This window comes from Clostridium sp. BNL1100 (genome assembly GCF_000244875.1).
Classification (GTDB): Bacteria; Bacillota; Clostridia; order Acetivibrionales; family DSM-1351; genus Ruminiclostridium.
Map to the genome: position 1 here is coordinate 4,092,541 of NC_016791.1, position 25,653 is coordinate 4,118,193.

Annotated in this window: 17 protein-coding genes; 7 read left to right on the top strand and 10 right to left on the bottom strand. The window is 36.9% G+C overall.

Annotated elements, in window-relative coordinates; genetic code table 11:
• Position 1: 1 nt before the first annotated feature.
• On the bottom strand, positions 2 to 2,314 hold the full coding sequence (locus CLO1100_RS17485) for a methyl-accepting chemotaxis protein (protein WP_014315102.1): 2,313 nt from the start codon (positions 2,312 to 2,314) through the stop codon (positions 2 to 4).
• Positions 2,315 to 2,544: 230 nt separating this feature from the next.
• On the opposite strand from CLO1100_RS17485, the gene CLO1100_RS17490 reads away from it, so the two are divergent.
• A complete protein-coding gene (locus tag CLO1100_RS17490; RefSeq protein WP_014315103.1) occupies positions 2,545 to 3,393 on the top strand; it encodes a M23 family metallopeptidase in 849 nt (282 codons plus the stop codon).
• Positions 3,394 to 3,628: 235 nt separating this feature from the next.
• Positions 3,629 to 6,193, top strand: a complete 2,565-nt coding sequence (locus CLO1100_RS17495) for a transglycosylase domain-containing protein (protein WP_014315104.1) — start codon at positions 3,629 to 3,631, stop codon at positions 6,191 to 6,193.
• 57 nt (positions 6,194 to 6,250) lie between these two features.
• Here the strand turns inward: CLO1100_RS17495 and proB are convergent, their stop codons facing one another.
• The 4 genes from proB to fusA form a co-directional block, all read right to left on the bottom strand.
• Positions 6,251 to 7,069 (bottom strand): glutamate 5-kinase, encoded by an 819-nt coding sequence (gene proB / locus CLO1100_RS17500; protein ID WP_014315105.1) that lies wholly within the window; start codon positions 7,067 to 7,069, stop codon positions 6,251 to 6,253.
• A 72-nt stretch (positions 7,070 to 7,141) separates the two neighbouring features.
• Positions 7,142 to 7,834 (bottom strand): phosphatase PAP2 family protein, encoded by a 693-nt coding sequence (locus CLO1100_RS17505; protein WP_014315106.1) that lies wholly within the window; start codon positions 7,832 to 7,834, stop codon positions 7,142 to 7,144.
• A gap of 71 nt (positions 7,835 to 7,905) precedes the next feature.
• Complete coding sequence (locus CLO1100_RS17510) at positions 7,906 to 8,784, bottom strand: hypothetical protein (RefSeq protein WP_014315107.1); 879 nt, start codon at positions 8,782 to 8,784, stop codon at positions 7,906 to 7,908.
• Positions 8,785 to 8,934: 150 nt separating this feature from the next.
• Entirely contained in the window at positions 8,935 to 11,019 is a 2,085-nt protein-coding gene (gene fusA / locus CLO1100_RS17515; RefSeq protein ID WP_014315108.1) for an elongation factor G, read from the bottom strand.
• 456 nt (positions 11,020 to 11,475) lie between these two features.
• On the opposite strand from fusA, the gene aroF reads away from it, so the two are divergent.
• Together aroF and CLO1100_RS17525 are read left to right on the top strand one after the other, a co-directional pair.
• Positions 11,476 to 12,501: a 3-deoxy-7-phosphoheptulonate synthase gene (gene aroF, locus CLO1100_RS17520; RefSeq protein WP_014315109.1), complete on the top strand. Its 1,026-nt coding sequence runs from the start codon at positions 11,476 to 11,478 to the stop codon at positions 12,499 to 12,501.
• Positions 12,491 to 13,591, top strand: coding sequence for a prephenate dehydrogenase (locus tag CLO1100_RS17525; RefSeq protein ID WP_014315110.1), 1,101 nt, complete (start codon positions 12,491 to 12,493; stop codon positions 13,589 to 13,591). Before aroF ends, CLO1100_RS17525 begins: the two co-directional genes overlap by 11 nt.
• 50 nt (positions 13,592 to 13,641) lie before the next feature.
• Here the strand turns inward: CLO1100_RS17525 and CLO1100_RS17530 are convergent, their stop codons facing one another.
• Positions 13,642 to 14,280 carry a redox-sensing transcriptional repressor Rex gene (locus CLO1100_RS17530; protein WP_014315111.1) on the bottom strand — a complete coding sequence of 213 codons (639 nt, stop codon included), beginning with the start codon at positions 14,278 to 14,280 and terminating at the stop codon, positions 13,642 to 13,644.
• Between the two features lie 239 nt (positions 14,281 to 14,519).
• Between CLO1100_RS17530 and csaB the strand changes: the two genes are divergently transcribed.
• A complete protein-coding gene (csaB, locus tag CLO1100_RS17535) occupies positions 14,520 to 16,757 on the top strand; it encodes a polysaccharide pyruvyl transferase CsaB (RefSeq protein WP_014315112.1) in 2,238 nt (745 codons plus the stop codon).
• Between the two features lie 54 nt (positions 16,758 to 16,811).
• On the opposite strand, the gene CLO1100_RS17540 is transcribed toward csaB, so the two are convergent.
• Both CLO1100_RS17540 and CLO1100_RS17545 read right to left on the bottom strand, forming a co-directional pair.
• Entirely contained in the window at positions 16,812 to 18,716 is a 1,905-nt protein-coding gene (locus CLO1100_RS17540; RefSeq protein ID WP_014315113.1) for an ABC-F family ATP-binding cassette domain-containing protein, read from the bottom strand.
• A gap of 158 nt (positions 18,717 to 18,874) precedes the next feature.
• A complete protein-coding gene (locus CLO1100_RS17545) occupies positions 18,875 to 19,873 on the bottom strand; it encodes a 3-oxoacyl-[acyl-carrier-protein] synthase III C-terminal domain-containing protein (RefSeq protein WP_014315114.1) in 999 nt (332 codons plus the stop codon).
• Positions 19,874 to 20,131: 258 nt separating this feature from the next.
• Here CLO1100_RS17545 and CLO1100_RS17550 point away from each other — a divergent pair, with 258 nt between their 5' ends.
• Positions 20,132 to 21,616: a methyl-accepting chemotaxis protein gene (locus CLO1100_RS17550; protein WP_014315115.1), complete on the top strand. Its 1,485-nt coding sequence runs from the start codon at positions 20,132 to 20,134 to the stop codon at positions 21,614 to 21,616.
• A 78-nt stretch (positions 21,617 to 21,694) separates the two neighbouring features.
• Here CLO1100_RS17550 and CLO1100_RS17555 read toward each other — a convergent pair whose 3' ends face one another.
• Complete coding sequence (locus CLO1100_RS17555) at positions 21,695 to 22,693, bottom strand: ketoacyl-ACP synthase III (protein ID WP_014315116.1); 999 nt, start codon at positions 22,691 to 22,693, stop codon at positions 21,695 to 21,697.
• A 342-nt stretch (positions 22,694 to 23,035) separates the two neighbouring features.
• On the opposite strand from CLO1100_RS17555, the gene CLO1100_RS17560 reads away from it, so the two are divergent.
• Positions 23,036 to 24,523: a methyl-accepting chemotaxis protein gene (locus CLO1100_RS17560; RefSeq protein ID WP_014315117.1), complete on the top strand. Its 1,488-nt coding sequence runs from the start codon at positions 23,036 to 23,038 to the stop codon at positions 24,521 to 24,523.
• Between the two features lie 65 nt (positions 24,524 to 24,588).
• On the opposite strand, the gene CLO1100_RS17565 is transcribed toward CLO1100_RS17560, so the two are convergent.
• Complete coding sequence (locus tag CLO1100_RS17565) at positions 24,589 to 25,380, bottom strand: N-acetylmuramoyl-L-alanine amidase (protein ID WP_014315118.1); 792 nt, start codon at positions 25,378 to 25,380, stop codon at positions 24,589 to 24,591.
• Between the last annotated feature and the right edge of the window lie 273 nt (positions 25,381 to 25,653).

A 25,653-nucleotide genomic window follows, 5' to 3' on the forward strand; every position in this document is an offset into this window, starting at 1 on the left:
CCTATACCTTAACACTTTCAGAAATCTTGAAAAGGTCGGAAGATGCATCTTGTAGCAGCATAGAGATTTCATCCAGATCACTAAGAGTTTTTGCTTGTATCTGAATAATAGAATCAAAATCTTTATATTCCGTAGAATTGTCAGAAACTCCACATGCAATTTTGTCCACAGCGTCAACAAACTCTCTGGCTGTCTGATAATGAGTATATGCTTTGTCAGCAGAAGCCTTAACGGTTTCTGAAACATTGCTTATAGATTGAATTATTTCTCCAATGCCTTTCTTGACTTCATTTATTCTGGCTGCTCCATCTTCAACTCCCAGCAAACCTGAATTCATTTTGTTAACAGCAGTGTTAATACTTGACTGTATTTCTTTGATCTGCTCCTTTATTTCAGAGGCTGAATTATTACTTAGATTAGAAAGCTTCCTTATTTCATCAGCAACAACCGCAAAACCCTTACCCTGCTCTCCTGCCCTATTGGCTTCAATTGCAGCATTCAACGCCAGCAGATTTGTCTGTGAAGCAATTTGAGTAATGGTATTGGTAATCTCTCCAATTCTTCCTGATGAGGATTCAAGATTCCCAATGGATGTTGCAATAGACCGAACAGTTTCATTAACAGAGCTTATAAATATTTCTGCCTCTTCAACCGTCTTTTCTTTCAACTTGGCTGTTTCCACCGCCCTGACACTATCCCCTACTGCCTTTTGTGTCTGTTCGGTTACGGTTTTTACACCGGAAATTATACTTTCGGTATCCAGTACAAACCCTTCCCTGTCAACAGCCTTTGTTGCAGAAATTTTTTCCATAGTTGTTCTGTTTTGATCAACAAGAGACTTAACTCTCTGCTTTAAAGTGCTTATTTCACTGCCTGTATCCTTAAACTGTTCAACCATTTTCTGTTGTCCGTCAATCACATTATTGACTTGCTTACCCAATTTGCCTATATCATTGGAAGCAGCAATTTCAGCCCTGACTGTCAAGTCACCCTTTTCAACCTTTGAAAGGATATTTGACAGATAATGAATAGGCTTAACAATTCTGTTGGATAAAAGCAATGCAATCAACATACCGATAATAATGGAAAACAACGTAATAACAATAAATATCCAGAATATAGCGTGCTTGATTTTCTCAGAAGACTTTACATCATCAGAGAAATAGTTGTTAAAAGAAACTCTGAGCTTATCTGAATTATCAAGAAAAGATTTATTGAGTTCAGACATCCTTTTATATCCCTCTGAGATACCTCCATTGTCACGAATTGCAGCTCTTTTAAATATCTCTTGAGCAATACCGTCTATGGAATTATTCAAAGAATTAAGCCTATTAATTTTTTCTGAAGAAAGTCCTTTTTTCAAAAGGTCTGCCAATTTTATTTCAATATCCGTTTTATTCTTTTTGAACTCTGAGGATGAATTTCCACCGCCCGATGCAGAATACAACAAAATTGCATTGTTTCTGTTTATTAATACAGCTGTTTCCGAAATCTCATTATAGATACGCAAATCACCCGCAACTTTTTTCATATTCCAGACCCTGTCATAACCTTGGGTTGACCTTGCATTGTCCAGAACATTCCGGCTGGCGGCGGCTGCCGCTGAAATTCTTTGTTCAAAGTCTTCTATTTTTGCATTAAAATCATTATCCTGAAGGGCTGGAACATCACTTCCTGCTGTGTTAAAATAAGTCAGAATATCAGCCAACAGCTTTTTTATCTCCGTAAATTGATTGTCAATATAGCTGGAATCCGAATCAACCAGCCCAATTATTCTGTTCAACTCTGTAATATCCTCCATAAGCCTTGCCGACCTGTCCTCAATAGGCTTTGCCGTTGTGTTTTTGAGCTCATTTACAACGTTTTGCATTTCATTAAAATTGTCCTGAACGCCCTTTAAGAAAGCATCAATACCTTTGTTTTCAAAAGCTTTGATATTAGGACTAATTTTATCGTTATATAAACTTACATATTCTTTGTTAATACTATCCAGTTTCTCAACAGTCTTTTTGTCTTCCGAGCTAATTTTAGCCCCCTTCAAAGTCTTTAACTCTGCATCCATCTTGTTGCCTATGTCTGCAAAAGCTTGACTGTCCTCACTAAATGAATTTACAATATCGGTTAAAACCTGATGTCTTTGAGCAGACAACCTATTGAGTTCCTGTACAGAATCCTGATTTAACTTATTAACTTCTATATTATTAACAGAATTAATTACTTTTCTATATCCGAAAAAAGAAATTGCAGATGAAATTAACGAGATTGCAATAACAATGCAAAATGCTCCGATAATTGTACTTTTAATATTTTTCATATATGACAACCTCCTACTTTTCAATGCAAAATAGCCGAATACAAAATAGTTCTACATTTTAGCAATAAAATCCTTTAATTGAACTACCTTTTTCGCCATTTTTTTCTTGACTTAGAGATAAATATAATAGGAAAGCGTATCTTCACCCTATATAAGTAGTACCGATAGGTTATTTTCATAACAAATTTGGAAATAATCCTAATACATATATTTGTAGAATGGTGGTTCAAATGAGAAAATTTTTTAAACCTACATGGTGTTTGGTAATTATACTACTTATTTTATTGCCGGTAATTTACTTACTGAATGCCAAATCCGCCCGTTTGGAGAAATCCAACAATGTTTTGGGTGAGCAAGTCAGGAATATGTCCAGAACACTGTCACAGCAAAATAAAGTACAAGAAGCGAACATGGAATTGATAAGGATTCTCCAATCCGACCAGACTAACTTTAAAACAAGACTTGAAGAATTTGCAAAAACGTATACCAAAATATCAGGGAGCTATGTAAAAAAATCCAGCAGAGGTACATCCGTTAAAAGTGCAAATCACACAATAGAAGATATAATAAAGCTCAACAACCTTGTAAAAAATATTAATATTGCTTTTAACAGCAATAACGACCTGACCTTAGAACTTGAAAAATCAAACAATGAGCTGGAGGAATTTGTTGATGCATTGCCTACTTTTATTCCTGCAAAGGGCAAAATTACCTCCCCTTTCGGGATAAGAAACCATCCAATTACACACATCAGAACAATTCATAAGGGCGTAGATATTGATGCGGAAACAGGTGACCCGATAATGGCAGCAGCTTCAGGAAAGGTAATGTATTCCGGTCTCTCCGGCGGCTACGGGAAACATGTTATAATTGACCACGGTAACGGTTTTAAAACAATATACGGTCACTCATCAAAACTACTTGTCAAAGCAGGTCAAAATGTCAAAAAGGGCCAAAAAATAGCACTGGTAGGCAGTACAGGCAGAAGTACCGGGCCTCATCTGCATTTTGAAATAAGAATAGCCGATACTGCAGTAGATCCGGTCAAATATGTTGAATTCAAACCCTCAACTCAATAACATTGCAAGACTAATTCGGGAAATATTGTTATTATTACTTTAAAATTTACCAATATCCTTATAAAAGGAAAATTTCTATTAAACCGGGGACGTCTATATTCATGGGAAAGCCAAGCCATTAGTATAGTTTCGTCCCTTTGTTTTGGGCATTTTCTTAACATTTAAATAATATGTACTAAAAATCGTTTTATGATATAATATTGTGAGCAAAACGTATTAATTTAAGGAGGATATTATGAAAGCTAATGAAAAGGCTGCATCAGGGACGGATAAGCAAAAAAAGAAGAAGAAAAAGACCCCTTCGTCTCCAGCTTCTAAATTTACCCTTGCAGTTATAAAAACAGTGTTTGTTATCCTCATATCTTTAGGGTGTGTTGTTGGTGGTGTATTAGGCGGGGCCGTTCTCGGATACATAAAGACTGCAGCGCCGATTACACCAGATCAGCTTGAAATGACGAAAGTAACTTTCATATATGACAAGGATGGCAAGGAGATCGCACAGGTCAAAGGCGGGGAAAACCGAATACTTGCCGAACATTCTGAAATACCCGATAATATGAGAAATGCATTTATTGCAATAGAAGATTCCAGATTCAAAAGTCATGATGGTGTTGACAAAAAACGTTTTGTAGGTGCTGCACTAAGTTATATCGTTAAGTTCGGTAATGCTGACTACGGCGGAAGTACCATTACTCAGCAGCTGGTAAAGAATATAACCGGAAACACTGATTCTACAGTTAAAAGAAAAGTCCAGGAAGCCTGGCAGGCAATGGATTTGGAAAAAAAGATGTCCAAGGATCAGATTCTTGACAATTATATGAACAGAATAAACACCGGGCTAGGCTGCTGGGGTGTACAGGCAGCCGCAAAGAAATTCTTCAACAAGGATGTAAAAGATCTTTCTCTTGCAGAATGTGCCAGCATTGCAGGTGTTACAAAATCTCCGGGAACATATGATCCCACATTAAGTGAAAAAACAAAGGCAGCGAACAAGGAACGTCAGAAAATCATCCTTGATGAAATGCTGAGGCAAAAATATATTACTCAGAATGAGCATGACGAAGCAGTTGCAGAGCCATTAAAAATCTATAAGGGCGCAAGTGAAGGCGACAAAAAGGATAATAACATACAGAGCTATTTTGAGGACTATGTACTGACCCAAGTTAAAAACGACTTGATGAAGAAATACAATTTATCCAGCAATAACGCTACTATAAAGCTCTATAACGGTGGTTTGAAGATTTACACAACTCAGGACAGCAACATTCAGAAAATAATGAACGAGGAATTTACAAACCCTAAAAACTTTACTGCCAATGAAAAAATCAGCAATCCTGATATGCAGGCACAGGCTGCAATGCTTATTATGGATCCTGCTACAGGGCAAATCCGTGGTATGTACGGTGCATATGGCGAGAAAAAAGCTAATTTCACCCTAAACAGGGCTACGGATATGAAGAGACAGCCGGGTTCAAGTTTCAAGCCTATAGCCGTTTACGGGCCTGCAATAGACCTTGGTATAATAACACCTGCTACTGTAATAGATGACGTACCTGTATATCTTGATAAAGAGCATCCTAATACACCGTATCCTAAGAATGCTGAGACGGGTGTATATGAGGGACTTCTCACTATCAGGAGAGCTATTCAAAAATCACAGAACGTTGTAGCGGCTCAGGTATGGATGAATTTATTGGGAGCTCAGAATTCCATAAACTACCTCAAAAAGGTTAATATAGACAGGCCGAAAGAAGGCTATGTATCAATGGCCCTCGGTGGTTTGAACGAGGGGGTTAACCCTTTGGCTATGGCTGCTGCATATGTCCCCTTCGACAACAAGGGAGTTTATCTGGAACCAATATCCTACACTAAAGTAACCGATGATAAAGGTAACGTTATTTTGGATAAGAAAGCAGATCAGAAGAGAAACATAGCATATAAGGAAACAACCGCATTCCTTATGACAAGCATGATGAGAGACGTTGTAACAAACGGTACTGCTGCTATAGGCGGTGGCCTTGGAACTGTTAAGAATTCTACAGGTAAAGTTATTCCTACCGCAGGTAAAACCGGTACCACAAACGATACCTACGACAAATGGTTCGTGGGATATTCACCATACTACGTAGGGGCTACCTGGTACGGATACAATTACAATAAGACTCTGAAAGGTCAAGAAGTTTATCAGGCATTGCGCCTTTGGAACAAGGTCATGAACAGGGCACATGCAAAGCTTGAGCCAAAAGACTTCCCGCAACCTCAGGGATTGGTAAAGAAGAGTATATGTATTTATTCCGGCAAGCTTGTTGGTCCAAATTGCAGTGGTGATCCTCGTGGCAATGCCATAAGGACGGAGTATTTTGCAAAAGGTACTGAGCCAACTGATACATGTGATGTTCACATTCTTGCGAAAGTGGATACAAGCTCAAAAGATATTTATGGGCGTCCGTTGTTGGCAAATCCATTCTGTCCGCCAAATTTGGTAAAGGAAAGAGTATTTATAAAGAGACCTGTACCGTATTTACCGAAAAGCCCACTAAAAGGCTCCTTGTCGGCAACAATCAAGGACTGGATTTATCAGTTATCAGAGGAGGAATATTGTACCAAGCATGGAGGAGGAACCTCTAACGTAACTCCACCGAATAACTCGGAAACTCCTTCCCCGAATACAGGCAACGGTGGTTCCGGTAATACGCAAACTGGAAATAACGGATCACCAAGCAAACCAACTAACAGTGTCGGAGGTAATCCTTCGGACAACTCAAATAACACGGATAACATTGATGATATAATTCCATAAATATGAAAAAGGCTTTTGCATGTATAATGCAAAAGCCTTTTTTTATTGATTAAAAGTCTATTTTGATCCAATAAACAGTGTACCAACCTGTTCTCCGCTTAATATGTCAAGAATTGCTTCGGGGTGACTACCGTTTGTCAGTACCACATCTACCCCTGCACCTGTAGCTATTTTTGCAGCACTAAGCTTTGTTACCATTCCTCCTGTGCCTCGTTTGGTTCCCGCACCTTCGGCACACTCCTCAATCTCAGGAGTAATTTTATCTATAACGGATAACATCTTTGAATCGGGATTCTTCCTAGGATCAGAATCGTAAAAACCGTCTATATCCGATAAAATTATGAGTAAATCAGCCTCTATAATCTTTGCTACAATAGCAGACAGTGTATCGTTTTCGCTAAAGGTATCCTTTTGTCCTACTTTAAGTTCCACGGTAGAAACAGAGTCATTCTCATTTACTATAGGAACAATACCCTTTTCTAAAAGAGTTTCAAATGTATTAACAACATTTTTACGGCATTTATCGTCACCCATTATGTCCCTTGTTAATAGGATTTGAGCAACAATATGTCCGTATTCTGAAAAGAATTTGCTGTACATATGCATAAGTTCACATTGTCCTACTGCTGCAACAGCCTGCTTTTCTCTAATGGTTTTAGGTCTTTCAGGCAATTTGAGTTTATCAACGCCTACCCCGATAGCTCCTGAAGTTACCAGTACTACCTCTTTGCCTTGATTTGATAAATCTGAAATAATTCTTGCCAGCTTATCTATACAAGTAAAATTAATTTTCCCGGTCTCATATGTCAAAGTAGAAGTACCTACTTTAATGACAATCCTTTGTGCATCCTGAAGTTTCTGTCTTTTGAAACACATCTTTATCAATACCCCTTATACCAAAAATCGAAACACCTTTTAGATTATATAATAAATCCTTGAGATTTTCCACTATGCTTCTTCCTGATAAGATGCACTTTTGTTTCTGATCAAATAAGAGTTTACAAAGTGTTCAATCTTACCGTACACATACCGGTTTTCAAAGACCAAAAACAATGCTATCCCTAGAACCGTAGATGCAATTGCATCAAGAATACTATGCTGCTTGGTGAACCACGTAGACATATATATGGTTATACATATTGCTACTGATGAAAATCTCATAAGCAACCCTTTACCATATTTTAATGTAAACATTGTTATCAAAATAGTATCCAGCATATGGATGCTTGGGAAACAATTATACGGCCTGTCATTCCCGTAGATAATCAGGACTGCCTTTTTTAGCAGGTTATCAGGTGTTACCTCCGGGCGTGGAACCGTTGTCGGGTAGATATAGTATATTGCAAAACAAACGAACATACCAATCAATATACTGAACAAAAGCTTGTAATAGGTTTTCTCGTCATAGTATGCCATAATCAGCAGAATCCCAAAGGTATACAAATACCAGAATATATATGGTATGATAAACCATTCGTTGAATGGTATCAATTTATCAAGAAATATAGTTACATCATGTGCGTTCTTAGTAGTAACATTAAGTAAAAAATATATGCCCTGTGCCATTGGTATTAATAACATCAGCAGAATCCTGCGAAAATACACCCGCAGATTGTCTCGATTTAAAGAATTATTAGTCATAAATTTTTCTCCATCAGAATATTCTATATAACAAATAATTATACTCAGATTTTGAAAAATTGTTTACTTTTTTAGCAGGAAATATAAAGAAACTCGTATTCCCTTGACCATGTTTGTTTTTCACCCGGCTCAATATTGATATTAACAAATGACTCAGGGCTTGCAACATGTTTTGCTCCCCATAAGGCAAATTTCTGCGGAATAAAATTGTTTGTTTCCCTAACACCAGCTCCTGACTTGCTGTCATATAACTCCCATGTACTGCTTCCGCCGCATTCAAAATCCTTAAACTGACTGTAGAATTCCCCACTGAAGCTGTCAGGCCATGAGATTTCATTATCTTTAACAATAATCTCGCCACTGACATTATCCAGATGTATATCACAAGGAAGTTTTAATGAATAACTGCTTCCGATATTATTATTGTCTATTCCTATAAAATTGTGGCAGTACTCGGTAGTACTTATTTTTTTCTCACCGGTGTTCTCCAATAGATAGGTTATTTTTAACCTATTTTGGCACAAACTTATACTTTTTTTATATATGTAGCCATAACCATTGTGTATGGGCATCACAGCTGACAAATCAACGGAAGTCTTATTGATAACGGCATTAAAATCAACGGGCTTTACCTCATATTTTCTGAAAAAGTCATAAGGTTCCATATCAGGCCTCTTCAAAAGACCGACGCCAATCTTTGGGAAGTATTCTCCCACGGGAGTTTCATCAAAGCCTACAGGCTCACGTATTCCGAATTCCCCGCAGAGTCCGCAGCCTCCTGAACCCTTTCCTGCTTCCAAAGATTCCTTTACGCAAAAAGTATGTTTTCCGTCCAAAGTAACCTGAGTAATAAAACCACACCAGTCAAATCTGGAGCCATTGTATTTTTCTCCGGGGTATGATATTTCAACGGAAAGCCTCTCATTACTTAAAACAATATTCTTACACATAGTATCCTCCTTATAAATTGGCTTTAGCCAACATAATTACCTTATATTACAAGCAGGTGGGAGTCAATAGTTTTCAAAGCAAAAGGGCTGATGTTATGGGAACTCCCCCATAACAATCAGCCCTACAAAAATTCAGTTACATAAATTTAACTACTCATCATCATCCTCAACCATGTGCTTTCTGGCCTCTTCAATGACTTTGTTTGCAACGATAGCTGGAGCTTCCTCATATCTTTCAAACCATAGCTTGAAGTAACCCCTGCCATGGGTCATGGATCTCAAATCTGTAGCATATTTGAACATTTCAGACTGAGGAACCTCGGCTTCAACCTGCTGCTGTCCGTTATCCATGGGATTCATACCAAGAATTCTTCCACGTCTTTTATTCAGGTCACCGATTATATCTCCCATATATTTTTCAGGTACATAAATCTCTACATGTACAATTGGTTCCAGTAATACGGGTGAAGCCATGGGCAAGCCTTTTTTATAAGCAAGTCTTGCAGCTATTTTAAAGGCCATTTCTGAAGAATCTACGTCATGATATGAACCGTCAACCAACGTCGCTTTAAGGTTTACAACCGGATACCCTGCAAGAACACCGTGTACGATGGCTTCCCGTAAACCCTTTTCTACGGCAGGATGATACGATTTTGGTACAGAACCTCCGAATATCTTTTCCTGGAACACAAGGTCCTCTGTATCACCACGCTCAAACTCAATCCATACATGGCCGTACTGACCATGCCCTCCAGATTGTTTCTTATGTTTTCCTTCGACCTTGACTTTTTTCTTTATTGTTTCTCTGTAGGGTATTTTAGGGTTAACGAGATTTACTGATACCCCGAACTTAGCTTTAAGTTTGCTGACAATAACATCCAGATGTTGTTCTCCTACACCTGAAATAAGGGTTTGATGGGTTTCTGTATTAATTGAGACTTTGAATGTAGGATCTTCGTCTTGCAGTTTATGCAAACCAGAACTGATTTTTTCCTCGTCTCCTTTGGCTTTTGGTTCTACTGCCATTGAAATAGCCGGGTCTGGAAAAGCTATCTTATCCAGTATGACTTTGTTTGCCTGATCACAAAGAGTGTCGTTGGTATTTGTTCCGGCCAGTTTTGCAACTCCACCTATGTCACCTGCTATAAGCTTATCTGTCGGAATCTGCTTTTTACCTCTCATAATGAATATCTGACCGATTTTTTCCGACCTCTCTGTTGTAGAATTAAAAACAGAAGAATCTGCCTTTAAAGTTCCTGAATAAACTCTGAACATGGAGATTTTACCTACAAACGGGTCGGCGATAGTCTTGAATACCAGTGCAGCAAGAGGTGCAGATGCATCAGGCTTTATTTCAATATATTCATCCTTCCCTGCTTTTTGAGCTTTGACTTTTACGACTTCGGGAGATGGCATAAAAGAAACAATGGCATCCATCAACTCCTTAACCCCCAGGTTTTGGTACGCAGACCCACAAAATACAGGTGTTATTGTCCCATCAGCTATACCTGCCTTTATACCCTTTTGCAGTTCCTCAGCCGTGAACTCTTCTCCACTGAAAAACTTTTCCATAAGAGCTTCATCCGTTTCAGCTATTAATTCATTAAGTGAGTTTTTTATTTGAGAAATTCTATCTGTTAAATCCGAAGGAATATCTGATTCTGTTACTTTATCCTTCTGGAATTTTTTCGCAGTCATATTGATTATGTCTACATAACCAACATATTTATCAGCCTCATAGATTGGAAGCTGGAATGGTATAACGCTGTTGCCGAAAGTATCCAGCATTTTATCACAGGCAGCATTGAAATTGGCGTTTTCTTCGTCCATTTTATTAATAAAGAACATTCTGGCTGCACCATACTCTTTGGCGTAAGCCCATGATTTTTCTGTTCCAACGGAAACGCCACTTTTTGCAGAAACTACTATTACCGCACCCTCTGCCGCACGGATGCCCTGCATTACTTCTCCTACAAAGTCAAAATATCCGGGAGTGTCAATTACATTGATTTTATGATCCACCCATTCACAAGGTACCATAGAAGTGCTTATAGATATTTTTCTTTTAATTTCTTCGGGATCATAGTCAGACGTTGTAGTCCCGTCAGCAACTTTCCCAAATCTGTCCAATACACCGGTATTGAACATCATAGCCTCTGCCAGAGTAGTTTTTCCTCCCCCACCATGTGCCAAGAGGCATATGTTCCGTAATTTTTGCACGGAATAGTCCTTCATAATCATTCCCCCTTATTTTTACAATTATTTCACACCTGTATAATAAACCGAGTCTCCATGTGGAAACCGTTATCCGGGTCATACATACCGGCTTTATAGCCCGTTCTCATTTGTATAGAACCTAATACAAAAAGTAAAGTGAAACAGAATAAAAGGGTTAAAAATATCTAATGCATTTTGTATATTAAATTTTAAGAATAACAAATATAAATTATATTTATTATTATCTATTCTATATCAGTACAAATTTACCTTTTTTATATAATAAAAATTTTTAAATCTTGTAGCTTATAGCTGTTTATAATTTTTTAATGATGCTATATAATATAGATTAATATAGCAATCAAGATATATGATTGGCTATATACAAAGGGCTTAGGGCCCTTGTGTAATATGGTAGAATGGTGTATTTCAGATTTTAAAAAATGTAAAACGGTAGAAAGGTGTTGAATTTTAATGATTATTGTAATGAATCCAAAATCAAATCAAATGCAGATTGATGATGTCATCAATGTCCTGAAAAATTCGGGGTTGGGGGTACATGTATCACAAGGTACCGAAAGAACTATTATCGGTATAATCGGTGATAAGACTGTCCTCCGTGATATTCCTCTTGAAATTATGCCGGGGGTTGAAAAACTTGTTCCAATCGTAGAATCCTTCAAGCTGGCAGGAAAAACATTTCAGCCTGAGCCCAGTGTTGTCGATGTAAACGGTGTGAAAATAGGCGGTAAGGAATTGGTTCTCATGGCTGGTCCATGTGCGGTAGAAAGCCGTGAACAGATAATAGAAGCAGCACAGGCAGTCAAAAGGTCCGGTGCCCAGTTTCTAAGAGGAGGAGCTTTTAAGCCAAGAACTTCTCCATATGCTTTTCAGGGTCTTGAAGAAGAAGGATTGAAGCTGCTCAAAGAAGCAAAGGATGCAACTGGCTTGCAAATAATCACAGAAGTAACCAGCGATAAGGCAGTAGAGTTGTCTATACCATATGTGGATATGTTTCAGGTGGGGGCGCGTAATGTACAAAACTTCCAGCTTCTGAAAGAAATAGGAAAATCCATGAAGCCGGTACTTCTGAAAAGAGGATCTGCAACCACTATTGACGAATGGCTTAACGCTGCTGAATATATAATGAGTGAAGGCAATTACAATGTTGTCCTTTGTGAAAGAGGTATCAGAACCTTTGAAACAGCTACAAGGAACACACTTGATTTAAGTGCTGTCCCTGTAGTTAAAAATATGAGTCATCTGCCTGTAATCGTTGACCCCAGCCATGCTGCCGGAAAGTCAAAATATGTAATTCCGCTATCCAGAGCTGCTATAGCAGCAGGTGCCGACGGCCTTATAGTTGAAGTACACCCGAACCCAATGTGTGCTTTATCTGATGCAGCACAGCAGTTAAAGCCATCCGAATTTGATTCACTTTGCAAAGACATAAGTAAGCTTGCACCAATCCTGGAGAGAGAGTTTAACTATGGATGTTAAAAGTATATCTATTATTGGCCTCGGACTTATTGGTGGTTCATTAGCCAAGGCGTTCAGGCACGAGTTTACGGATTTAAAAATATATGCAGTTGACAACTGTACTGAGTCCCTTAGAGTGGCTGAAAAAGAAGGAGTTTTAAACAAGGGTTTTAATAATTGCTGTGAAGAGATTTGGAATTCTGATATCATTTTCATTTGTACTCCGGTCAGCAAAACCATAGAATATGTAAATGAATTATCCTCTAAAATAAAAAAAGGCAGCATTTTGACGGATGTAGCCAGTACCAAGGGAGAATTGTTCAATTACATTGATGGACTTGCAAACCCTCCCCTATTTGTAGGAGGACACCCTATGGCCGGAACAGAAAAATCAGGCTATATAAATTCAATTGCTCATATGTTTGAAAATGCCTACTATGTTCTGACACCGACAAAGAGTTCCAGTGAAGATGCCATAAGCACATTGGAAAAATTTCTTAGGATGATAGGAGCCCTACCTATAGTGGTTTCCTCCCGAGAGCACGATACAGTCACAGGATGCATAAGCCATGTACCTCATATCATAGCTTCCGCATTGGTGTCTCTTGCTAAAAATAATGAAAATAGTCAAGGCCTAGTAAAGCTTCTTGCGGCAGGAGGGTTCAAGGATATTACCAGAATTGCATCTTCAAATCCTTCCATGTGGGAGGACGTGGTTATAAGCAATGGGCCTGTTGTTGTAAAGCTTTTAGAGGATTTTAAACTTATAGTTAACGATATGATAGACAATATCAAATCAAGTGAAAATAAAGAAATATATAGTTTTTTTGATAATGCTAAAGCCTTCAGGGATGGTTTTTCCAATACTGCTACTGGGTTGCTCCCAAAAAACTTCGAGCTGATTGTAGATGTTACAGATGAGCCCGGAATTATTGGTAAAATAGCAACTCTGCTGGGCAATAGCGGAATAAACATTAAAAATATAAATGTATCCAACAGCCGTGAGTATGAGCAGGGATGCCTTAAAATCACCCTATCTGATCAGGCAAACACGGATAAAGCTTTTGAAATCCTAAAAGCTTCTTCATACATGGTATTCAGAAAAGATTAGATGTTTTAGGACACACAAAAGCCGGCATATTAAAAATGCCGGCTTTCTTATTATTCTCTTTCAAACTTGTCATTGAGTTTATATCCAAGCACCATAAGGCTGTCACTCAGATGTACGTTTTCCACTATTACATCGTATGGAATTTTTAAATCCATAGGTGAGAAGTTCCACAATCCCTTTACCCCCAACCGAGCAACTCTGTCAGCAACGGTGGCTGTCTCCCTGTACGGAACACAAAGCATTGCAATATCAACAGGGTTATGTAGTATAAACTCCTCAAGTAAATCAAGATTCATAACCTCAAGATTTTTGAGTTTTTTCCCTATTACTTCAGGATTAACATCGAAAATTCCGATTACTTTGAATCCTCTTTTTATAAAGTTTTCATAATTGGATAATGCCTGTCCCATATTTCCGGCACCAATTATAATACAATAAAATGTCTTGTTAATACCCAGTATATTACCTATCTCATTATATAAAGACTCTACATTGTATCCATATCCCTGCTGTCCGAAACCGCCAAAGCAATTTAAGTCCTGTCTTATCTGGGAAGCAGTTATTCCCATACGGCTACTTAGCTCTTTAGAAGACACTCTCTTAATACCAAGTTCAAGTAAATAATTCAAGTATCTATGATAACGGGGAAGTCTTTTTATTACAGCCATGGAAATTTTCTTTGAAGCCATTAAAATCTTCACCTCATAATTATTAGTGTTCGTATTATATCATCTTTGTTATTTTATTGTCAATATCAAGGCTCTACCCTCTGTTGCTACATTTCTCCTTAGTTATTTTACCATATTATTCAGGCTTTATACTTATTTATATACTTGTTGATTATAGAAAATAGGTTAGTGTCATACTGTTAATTGTGATAAAATAGTACTTGTGTCATTTACAAAAGATTTTTAAAGGAGAAATTTTAATGAAGGTTTTGCACTTAATTGGCGGAGGGGATGTTGGAGGCGCTAAAGTACATGTCCTGTCACTTGTAAAGGAACTTACTTCCCATATAGATGTTACTCTTCTTAGTCTAAGACCTGGAGCCTTTGCAGATGAAGCCCGTGCAATGGGAATAAACGTAAAAGTTATAAAGTCCTCAAATATAATTACAGATATACGTAACGCAATACAGTTTGTAAAAAAGAATAACTTTGATATTATTCATTCACATGGTGCCAAGGCAAATATTTTTGCCTACGCTATTAAAAAAGCCTGCCATATACCGGTAATAACAACAATGCACAGCGACTATAAACTTGATTATCTCCAAAGTCTGCCTAAAAGGCTTTCTATAGGGTTATTCAATTCATGGGTACTTCACAGTCTGGATTATTATATTGTAGTTACCTCTGCTTTCAGAAAAATGCTTATAGACAGAGGATTTGACACAAATTCAATATATACAATTCTTAACGGAATAGATTTTGATAAAAAGCTCAATGACTATTCAAGGGAAGAATTTGCTTTAAAATTCGGAATTCAATTAAATAAAAACGATATACTTGTAGGAATAGCTGCTAGATTGACCCCTGTTAAGGGCATAAGTACTCTTTTGGAGGCAGCAAAGCTGGTTGTTGAGAAGAATCCTAACGTAAAATTCCTTATAGGGGGAGACGGAGAAGATTATAAGTCTCTTACCACCCGATGTCATCAACTGGGTCTGGAAAACAATGTATTTTTTCTCGGTTGGCTCAATGACCCCTACGAATTAATGAGTATCATTGACATAAGTGTATTAACCTCTATAAGTGAGGGTTTTCCATATTCTATTTTAGAGGGCGCTCGCTTTTCCAAGGCTACTGTAAGCAGCAGGGTTGGAGGAATTCCTGACCTTATAGATTCCTCAGTGAATGGTTACCTTTTTGAACCACTTGATTATAATACTCTTGCCGAATATCTTCTGGAGCTGTCATTAGACCATGAAAGACGAATAGAATTCGGAAAAAGGATTTATGAAAAGGCATATAAGAACTTCTCTCTGGATGCCATGTGCAAAACTCAGCTTGAAATCTATACAGAGATACAAAATGACGTTTTAAATAAGTCCAAGGGAAAAAAATATGACGTAATCGTGTCAGGTTACTATGGTTTTGGCAATATTGGGGATGATGCAATGCTCAGGTCAATTGTTGACAATCTCAAAGAACAAAAGCCCGGCATATCTATCCTTGCCCTCTCCAGGAATCCTGTAGAAACTGCCCGCAATTATGGGGTAAGCGCCATAAACAGGAAGAATATGTTCAAGGTCTATTCATCAATGAAAAAGGCTAAACTTTTTGTATACGGCGGAGGTAATATAATTCAGGATAGTACAAGCTCACGCTCCCTGATGTTTTATCTCGGAACAGCATGGCTTGCAAAAAAGCTAAAGCTAAAAATAATGTTTTACGCAAATGGGATTGGCCCAATAAATAAATCAGGTAATACAGAACATTCTCGTAAAATATTGAATATGGCTGATGTAATTACTGTAAGAGAAAGATTTTCATTGAATGAACTTAAAAAAATGGGTATTACGGGGCCTAAAATTGCTTTGACGGCTGATGCGGCTTTTGCCGTCAATATTAACCCTGATGAACTTAATGACAGCCGCAATTTTTCGGGGTTGTCCCCTGATAAAAAATATGCAGGGTTCTCAGTACGAAGATGTCCCGGTTTGGAAGAACAACAGCATGTTAAATATGAGCAGGCTATTGCAGAAGCTGCAGATTACGTTTTTAACAAATATGGCCTTGAACCTGTATTTATCCCAATGGAATACAATGTTGACATATTGACTATTAAAAACATAATCGCAAAAATGAAAACTAAAAATTATATTATAAGCAATAATCACACTGTTCCTGAAACATTCTCCGTAATACATAAAATGGACATCATGGTGTCCATGAGGCTTCATGCTTTAATTTTTGCGGCTTATTTGAAAGTCCCCTTTATGGGAATCAGTTATCAGCCAAAGGTTGACGGCTTTTTGGAATATATTAATCAACCATCTGCCGGAAATGTCAAGGAAATCACTTTTGAACGTTTGCGCTCAAAAATTGATAATGTCCTGCAGAATCGTGAACCGATTAAGGCTGTTTTGGAAAGCTCCGTGGAAGGCCTTATAAGTAAAGCCCGTGAGAACTCACACTACGCAATTGAATTAATTTCTGATTAAAAAGATACTTAAAAACACGCAGATCAAATTGGCTGCGTGTTTTTTTAATGGTTTTTATGCTTCCAGCTGCTCTGTAACCTCAGACCACACTTCATACAACTCTTCAAGCTTATGCTGTGCCTGCTGCTGTTCCTCATTCAAATCCAGAAGCTTCTCATGGTCGGTGGCAAACCTGACCATCTCTTCTTCTAACTCTTTCAAACGGGTTTCAGTTTTCTCTATTGCCTTTTCAGTGTCGGAAAGCTGTTTCTCAAGCTTACGTATCCTGCTACGTTCTTCTTTTGTAGCAATATGGCTCTGTTTTGCCTCTGAAATTACAGGCTGCTCTTTTCGTACCGAAGCAACATTCTTTTTGTAATGTTCGGTAAAATAAGTATAGTTTCCAAAACAGTCTATTGCAGGAGTTGTCCCTATATCAATAATTCTTGTGGCCAGTTTGTCTATAAAATATCTGTCATGGGAAACAACCAAAAGAGTTCCCTCATAGCTACTTAGGGCATCCTCTAAGATTTCCCTTGAATTTATATCCAGATGGTTTGTAGGCTCATCAAGGATTATAAAGTTGGAATCCGAGAAAATCAACTTGAGCATTGCAACCCTGCTCTTTTCACCGCCACTTAGAACGGATATCTTCTTGAACACATCTTCACCTGTGAACAGAAACGCACCCAGTGCCGTTCTGACTTCTGACTGTATTAGCTTCTGGTCTACACTCCACACCTCATCGAGAACCGTATTGTTTTCGTTCAAATCAGACATTTCCTGATCGTAGTAGCCAAGGTTGACCTTTGCCCCATAGCTGTATCTGCCGGAGGATGCCTGAAGCCTTCCTGCAAGTATTTTTAAAAGTGTTGATTTTCCGCAACCGTTAGGCCCAAGCAGAAATACCCTTTCAGCTTTTTTAACTTTAAAGCTGACATTTTTAAAAAGCTCCTTATTGTCAAATGACTTTGAAACACCCTCTACGTCCAGAACATCATTACCGCTTGCAATTGTCTGTCTGAATTTTATCCTGATAGTAGATGGCAAGTCGCTTGGCTTTTCTACCTTTTCCATCCTGTCCAGTGCCTTCTGACGGCTTTCGGCAGCAATTATATTTCTTTCCCTGTTCCACCTTCTCTGCTGCTCTATATAGGCTTCCTGACGGGCTATTTCCTTTTGCTGCTGTATATAGTGTTTTTCTTGAATCTCACGGTTTACTGCCTTTTGTTTTACGTAGTTTGAGTAATTGCAATTGTAAACTGTGCTTGTGCAGTTTTCTATCTCAATTGTACGGCCGGTTACAGAATCCAGAAAATAACGGTCATGAGATATTATAAAAAGACACTTTTTATAACTTTTAAGATAATCCTCCAGCCACTCTACCGCCGCTATATCCAAATGGTTGGTAGGCTCATCCAGCATAAGTATGTCCGGTTCCTCCAAAAGTACCTTTGCCAGAGCAAGCCTTGTTTTCTGACCTCCGCTTAAAATGCTTATCTTACAGTCAAACTCATGTTCTTCAAAGCCAAGGCCTCGCAGCACACCCCTTATACGGCTGTTGTACTCAAAGCCTCCCAGATATGAAAAACGTTCAGTCAGGCGACTGTATTCCTTCATAAGTGATTCCAATTTTACCTGCTCCGTGGTAGCGCTTATTTCCTTTTCCACCCTGTTGATTGACTTTTCCATTTCAACCAACTCCCTGAAAACATCACGAAGTTCATCCCATAATGTATTATCTGAGTTTAAAGCAGAGTTCTGCTTTAAATAGCTTACATTAAGATCTTTTGAAATAAATATTTCTCCGTTTTCCTGCTGCAGTTCACCGATTATAAGCTTGAACAAAGTAGACTTTCCAGCACCGTTGACACCCACCAGCCCTACCTTGTCATTTTCCTGTAGACTAAAGGAAACATTATTTAAAATGGTTTCTGTACCATATGAAAAATCAACATTATTACAGTTTAGTACTATCACCGTAGTTCTCCATTTGCATATATTTTGTATTACTGAGTTTTTATTTATTATAACAAACTATACCCCTATAAGCATAGTCTTTTTAGTCTGTCCATTTACAGCAAAAAAGCCGGGTTATGTTATAACAACACAATCCCGGCATATATCGGGGTAAATATTTAGAATTTATAAAGAAGAGCACCCATTGTATATCCGGAACCCACGGAACAGAGTATGGCATATGAGCCTTCAACTATTTTATTGGTCTTTTTTGCCTCGTTAAGCGCAAGTATTGGGCTTGTCGGGCCAGTGTAGCCATATTTATTCCCTACATAAATTATTCTCTCTTCCATTACATTAAGTTTTTCTATAGTAGCCATAATATCGGCCTTGGAAAACTGAGAGAATAAATAAAGTGATACGTCCTCCGGTGTGAGACTATTCTTATCCAACAGATTATAAATTAATTTACACCAGTTATCGGACAAGAAGCTAAAATCAAACTGATTCCATTCCATCATTTTCATTCTTGTATCCACAGAATTGTCAGTAATTCTTGAAAAGCCACAAGCCGGATTTTTTATAGTCCAGTTATAGCTACAGTCGGTGTAAAACCCTGAATCAATTACTCCACTCCTGTTCCTCTCTGGAATTTTCTGTAGTACGACGGCTGCTGATGCATCTGCCGTTGAAGGATATACAACTATATCGTCTTCTCTTGCAAACGGGGTAATCATGCAGCTGGAAACCAATAAAACATTATTTATATCTTTATTCTTAATATATGAGTCTATTATATCTAATGCTGAAATCATACTTATGCAGTTTGAATTCATATCAAATACAATATTTGCCCGTGAGTTAAGTTTACTACTTATCATCAGCGCATTGGACGGTGATACATACTCCGGAAAATCCGATGCAAATACTATCATATCTATATCATCGATATCAATATTTGCATCAGCAATTGCTTTTTTAGACGCTTCTAACGCCATTGTTACCGAATTCTCACTTCCGAATTTTTTTGCCTTAAACCTCCTTTCCCTACCTAGGTGTTTCAGTAAGGGCCTTGGGTCCTTATTCATTTTTTTAAAGTGTTCGACAAAATATTTGTTGTCGATTTCGTTTTTTGGGTGATATGTTCCCACACCCACAATTTTAAGATTGCAAAACATCAGAAATCCTCCTAATTTTTATATTTTTTTATATTTTTTCGTATTTTGCGCCATTTATTTACTTAATTATATAATAATAGACATTTTTCCAAAAATCAATACGTTTTAACAAATTTTACAGAAAATGTAACAATTATGTTGAACAATGTTAACTTAAAGGATATAATATTAACTATAAATTTTTTTTTAGCCTTACCGCACTAAATCTTTCTGCTTTTTGTTTTTCAACTTTGTAAACATTGGTTTGGGGGTAGATTAATGAACATGCTTAGTCGTTTGGTAGAAGAACAGCTGCATCAGAAAAATAAGATTGTGTTGCTGTGTTTGCTTGCTTCAATTTCATTAAGAGTGACAGTGGATTCCATTTTTAAAATGCCTCTTGATGATATCCTGATTTTAGCCATTGTAGGATATGCCTTATGTGCAATTGGCGCTGTGTTCTCGTTTAAGAAGTTATATCCGAAAGCAATTATGTATTACTTTACAATTACTATGGGAACCATCAGTTTTATCATGATCAGCAATAATCCAAGTCTTACTACATACCTTACAGTTTTTCTAGCCATTGTCATCGTAAGTATTTATAGCGATATCAGGCCTGTTCTCGTTTGTTCCGTAATCGGTTGTTTTCTTACTACTTATTCCTTCTATAACTATAAGCCGGAAATATTTGCAAAAAACACATTTATCGATATGATCTTTTTTAATTTATACATATTTGTATCAGCATTTGTTCTATTTTTCCTGAGTTATCTTACAAAGAAATTATATATTCAGTTGGAGAATACTGCCGTAAACGCAATTTCTTCCAAGGAGAAGGCCGAAGGTCTGTATAACGAGATAAAAGCGGCCAGCCAAAGTCTAGCCGTGATAAGTGGGGACATAAAGGACAGTATAATTTCCACACAGGAAATATCTGATGGTATTGGTCAGGCTATCACCGTTGTAGCGGAAGAAGCCCAAATGGAAGTAACAAGTATCCATAAAATAAAAGAATTATTTGAAAGCGGTAAAAACAAAATGGTTGTCTCCATGGAAGCGTCCAATGACATGGATTCTGCAGTGAAAAGTGCTGTATCTAACATTGAGAGCGGCAGTGATTATGTAGATAATTTATCAAAAGAAATGAAAGAAGCTTTAAATACAATGACCTTGGTAGAAAAGCTTGCTACAGACTTAATCGGAAAAAATAAAATTATAAATAATATATTAACCTCTGTTAATAATATTTCAAAGCAAACAAACCTGCTTTCGCTAAATGCTTCTATAGAGGCGGCCAGAGCCGGTGATGCCGGAAAAGGTTTTTCAATTGTAGCTCAGGACGTTAGGAAGCTGGCTGAAGAATCAAATATTCTGACCCATAGAATAGAAAGCATCTTGAAAGAAATGGAAGAAAATGCACTTAATGTATCGAAAGAGATTGTTAAGGAAAAAAATTACATTGATAACAGTAACTCCATTACTGAGGCAACAAAAGAAATCTTTAACAAAATCAAAGATGAAATCCACTGCATAGAGGAAAAAACCAATAATATTAAAGTGACTTCGTTAAATTTGTACCAGTCCTTTGAATCAACTGACGATGAGGTAAATGCAATAAGCGATAATACCGAGAAAAATGCTGCCACAGCAGAAGAAGTTACAGCATGTATCAGCGAACAGAATAGCCGTATGAATATTATTGAGGAAAACTATATAAAGCTCAATTCATTAATAGACGAGTTGAACAATTTCAACGGTTAGGAAAAAATAATAAAAACTAAATGCCGGATTTTATGATAAAACATCATAAAATCCGGCATTTGATTTATGTAATTTAATTTAAAACTTATAGAGAAGTGCTCCCATGGTATACCCCGAACCCACAGAACACATTACTGCATATGAGCCTTCAACTATTTTGTTGTTTTCCTTAGCCTCATTAAGGGCCAAAATCGGACTCGTGGGTCCGGTATATCCATATTTATTTCCAACAAAAATCACCTTTTCCTCCCTTACCTGTAAATTAGCAATAGTGGATAATATATCTGCCCTTGAAAATTGTGAAAACAAGTACAAAGACACATCTTCAGGTTTAAGGCTATTGGTTTCAAGGAGACTGCTTATCAATTTAGTCCAATTTTCGGATAAAAAGCTAAAATCAAATTGATTCCATTCCATCATTCTCATTCTTGCTTCAACGGAAGTGTCGGTAATCCGAGAAAATCCGCATGCAGGCATCTTTATAGTCCAATTGTAGCTAGAATCAGTAAAGAATTTTGAATCAATAACACCGCTTCTTTTTTCATCCTGGATTTTTTGAAGAACTACCGCCGCAGATGCGTCTGCCGTAGATGGGTAAACAACTATATCGTCTTCTTTTGCAAAAGGGGTTATCATACAACTTGAAACCAATAGAGCATTTTTAATACTTTTGTTTTGAATATATGAATTTATGATGTCCAGAGCTGAAATCATGCTTATACAATTAGAATTCATATCAAAAACAATATTAGCTTTTGATTTTAGCATACTACTAATCATTAATGCATTGGTGGGGGATACATACTCGGGGAAATCAGATGCATATACAATCATGTCAAGGTCTTCAGCACAAATTCCTGCATCCGATATGGCTTTTTGGGATGCTTCAAAAGCCATTGTTAACGAATTCTCATTTCCGAACTTTTTTGCTTTAAATCTCTTTTCCCTTCCTAAATGGTTCATTAATGCACTTGGATCCTGATCCATTTTCTTAAAATGATCTACAAAGTATCCATTATCAATCTCTTCTTCCGGGTGGTAAGTCCCCACTCCAATAATTTTAAGATTGCTGAACATTAGCAAATACCTCCTTAAATAGTATATCGAGTTACAATTTAACTAGGATGTAATAATTATGCTAATCATATACTAATAAACAATTTGTCATAAATCAATATGAATTTCTTATAAATTTCGTCAGATAATCCTATTAATCTTTATTATGTGATATATTTTTACGAAAAAATTTGTATATTTTTGTAATGTTTGTGTTGTATTACTAAAGTTGAAAGGATATAATATGAATTGTAAATTTTATATTTTTTCTTAAAATATTGGATTTACATTTTCTCAAAATTCCACTCTTCTTGTACAACTTCATAATTATTTTATTTTTTTTATTCTAGGGGGTAAGTGCTAATGAATATGTTCAGTCATTTGGTCGAAGAACAGCTTTATCAAAAAAATAAGATTGTGCTGCTTTGCTTACTTGCTTCAATATCTTTACGAGTTGCAGTTGATTCTATTTTTAAAATGCCTTTAAAGGGTATTCTTCTTCTGGGATTAATAGGATATCCCTTGTGTGCTGTAGGTGGTTTTCTTATATTAAAAAAATTATTCCCGAAAGCCACTATGTATTACTTTACCTGTACTATGGGGATTATTAGTTTTATTATGATAACCAGTAATCCGAGTCTCACAACGTATCTCACCGTTTTTCTTGCTATAGTTATTGTCAGTATTTACAGCGATATCAGACCTGTCCTCGTTTGTTCACTTATAGGTTGTTTCCTTACTACTTACTCATTTTTCAATTTTAAAACAGAAATTTTTCAAGATAATAACATTGTTGATCTGGTCTTTTTCAATATGTACATATTTGTATCTGCTTTTGTATTGTTTTTCCTTAGCTATTTAACAAAGAAATTGTACATCAAGTTGGAAAACACTGCTGTAAATGCAATATCCTCAAAAGAAAAGGTCGAAAATCTCTATAAAGAGATTAGAGTAACAAGCCAAAGTCTTTCAAAAATAAGTTCAGACATAAAAGTGAGCATAAATTCTACAAAAGAAATCGCCGAAGAAATCGGAAAGGCTTTTAATATTGTAGCCGAAGAAGCTGAAAAGGAAGTAGAAAGTATCCATAAAATAAAAGATTTGTTCCAGACCGGTAAAACAAAAATGGAACTATCAATAGAGGCTTCAAATGCCATGAATTCAGCTGTAGAAAGTGCAGTATTAAACATCGGAAACGGAAGCGATTGTGTAGATAATTTATCCGAAGAGATGATAGGTGCCTTCAATACAATTAATTTAGTGGAAAAATTAGCTACTGACTTGATTGGCAAAAATAAAATGATACATAATATTTTAATCTCAGTTAACAATATCTCTACTCAAACCAACCTATTGTCTCTGAATGCTTCCATAGAAGCCGCAAGAGCAGGCGAGGCCGGTAAGGGGTTCTCAGTTGTAGCTGAAGAAGTAAGAAAACTGGCTGAAGAGTCAAATAACCTTACTCATCAGATAGAGGCTATACTAAAGGAGATGGAAAAAAATGCGCTGGATGTAACCAAGGAGATTATAAAAGAAAAAAAATACATAGATAACAGTAAGTCTGTAACTGAAAAAACCAAGGACATATTTAATCAAATAAAGGGTGAAATTCACACTATCGAAATGAAAAACAATCATATTAAGGATACTTCTTACGATTTGTATAAATCCTTTGAACTTACTGATGATGAGGTAATGCTTATCAGTAATAACACTGAAAAGAATGCAGCCACGGCGGAAGAAGTAACTGCAAGCGTTAATGAGCAAAATAACAGAATGGATGTAATTGAGGATAACTATTTGAAGCTGGATAAACTTATTGAAGAACTTAACAGCTTTAAGGGCTTATAACTAAGATTTTAGACAAAATAATTGCATGGCTTTGCCACTAAGCCATGCAATTATTTTAATATATTTTAGTCAGAGCTTCCGGCACTGCTCTGGTTCTTCTGGATATCGTTAGCGCCTTTCTTGTAATAGCTGTCTATTCCCTGCTTAATTGCAGATGCCAGCTTATTCTGATAATCCTCCGTAGCGAGCTTTTTTTCCTCGTCTGCATTTGAAAGGAACCCACATTCAACAACAACTGTAGTTGTTTTCAGGTTTTTAAGAATTATTATAGGATCCTTTTTTACAAGAGCAACCCTGTCGTTGGCGTTATCAACATTAAGCCTGATTGCATTTTGAATTTCATCTGCCAGTTTTTTGCTTGCATCGGATTTTGGTGGAAAGAAAACCTGCGCCCCGTGGTACTGCGCCTGTGGAAATTTATTAAGATGAACGCTTACTACCAGATCAGCACCGGAATCATCCATTATTCCTTTTCTCCTTGTTAAATCCTCTTTTCTTTTCTGGATTATGTTATTACTCTCAGTAGTATAAATAAGACGGTCTGAATCCCTTGTCAGGATAACCTTATAATTGTCCTTTTCCATCATGCTCTTTAACAGCATAATTATATTAAGGTTTATATCCTTTTCTTTTAGTCCGGTGTAATCACTTACTGCCCCCGGATCCTCTCCTCCGTGGCCTGCATCCAGTATAACTGTTCTTACGGCAGGTGCTGTACCTTCTCCGGGAGCCTGATTACCATCTGCTGTTACTGGTTTTGAGTAATTAACTGTCAATCCGATGCTTAAAACTGTTATGGACATAAGTAATAGTAAAACAACAAATAATATATTCTTTTTGCTTATTAATACAATCATGGGTATCCTTCCTTCAATCATTTTTGAGTATCTTATTATTATGGATATTCAACTTAGTCCCACTTATGCATAAAAGCAAAACAAATTGTCCTCAAAGCAAAAAGGGAGTGTCTCAAAACAGAAAGTTTTTCTATTTTAACACCGGTACTCCCGTATAAAATTATATCAATGATTGCTTCCAAGCTTCCATTGATACAATTTATACTCTAAGTACAGGTTAAAAAAGATAGAAATTAATTTTGCGACAACCCCATCTCTAAACCGATTTATATA

Excerpts from the sequence above, each read along its gene's own strand:
- CLO1100_RS17505 (WP_014315106.1), bottom strand. The coding sequence starts at position 7,834 with ATGACTAATAATTCTTTAAATCGAGACAATCTGCGGGTGTATTTTCGC.
- aroF (WP_014315109.1), top strand. The coding sequence starts at position 11,476 with ATGATTATTGTAATGAATCCAAAATCAAATCAAATGCAGATTGATGAT.
- CLO1100_RS17545 (WP_014315114.1), bottom strand. The coding sequence starts at position 19,873 with ATGTTTTGCAATCTTAAAATTGTGGGTGTGGGAACATATCACCCAAAA.
- CLO1100_RS17560 (WP_014315117.1), top strand. The coding sequence starts at position 23,036 with ATGAATATGTTCAGTCATTTGGTCGAAGAACAGCTTTATCAAAAAAAT.
- proB (WP_014315105.1), bottom strand. The coding sequence starts at position 7,069 with ATGTGTTTCAAAAGACAGAAACTTCAGGATGCACAAAGGATTGTCATT.
- csaB (WP_014315112.1), top strand. The coding sequence starts at position 14,520 with ATGAAGGTTTTGCACTTAATTGGCGGAGGGGATGTTGGAGGCGCTAAA.
- CLO1100_RS17565 (WP_014315118.1), bottom strand. The coding sequence starts at position 25,380 with ATGATTGTATTAATAAGCAAAAAGAATATATTATTTGTTGTTTTACTA.
- CLO1100_RS17510 (WP_014315107.1), bottom strand. The coding sequence starts at position 8,784 with ATGTGTAAGAATATTGTTTTAAGTAATGAGAGGCTTTCCGTTGAAATA.
- CLO1100_RS17555 (WP_014315116.1), bottom strand. The coding sequence starts at position 22,693 with ATGTTCAGCAATCTTAAAATTATTGGAGTGGGGACTTACCACCCGGAA.
- CLO1100_RS17485 (WP_014315102.1), bottom strand. The coding sequence starts at position 2,314 with ATGAAAAATATTAAAAGTACAATTATCGGAGCATTTTGCATTGTTATT.
- CLO1100_RS17530 (WP_014315111.1), bottom strand. The coding sequence starts at position 14,280 with ATGGCTTCAAAGAAAATTTCCATGGCTGTAATAAAAAGACTTCCCCGT.
- CLO1100_RS17525 (WP_014315110.1), top strand. The coding sequence starts at position 12,491 with ATGGATGTTAAAAGTATATCTATTATTGGCCTCGGACTTATTGGTGGT.
- CLO1100_RS17495 (WP_014315104.1), top strand. The coding sequence starts at position 3,629 with ATGAAAGCTAATGAAAAGGCTGCATCAGGGACGGATAAGCAAAAAAAG.
- CLO1100_RS17490 (WP_014315103.1), top strand. The coding sequence starts at position 2,545 with ATGAGAAAATTTTTTAAACCTACATGGTGTTTGGTAATTATACTACTT.
- CLO1100_RS17550 (WP_014315115.1), top strand. The coding sequence starts at position 20,132 with ATGAACATGCTTAGTCGTTTGGTAGAAGAACAGCTGCATCAGAAAAAT.
- fusA (WP_014315108.1), bottom strand. The coding sequence starts at position 11,019 with ATGAAGGACTATTCCGTGCAAAAATTACGGAACATATGCCTCTTGGCA.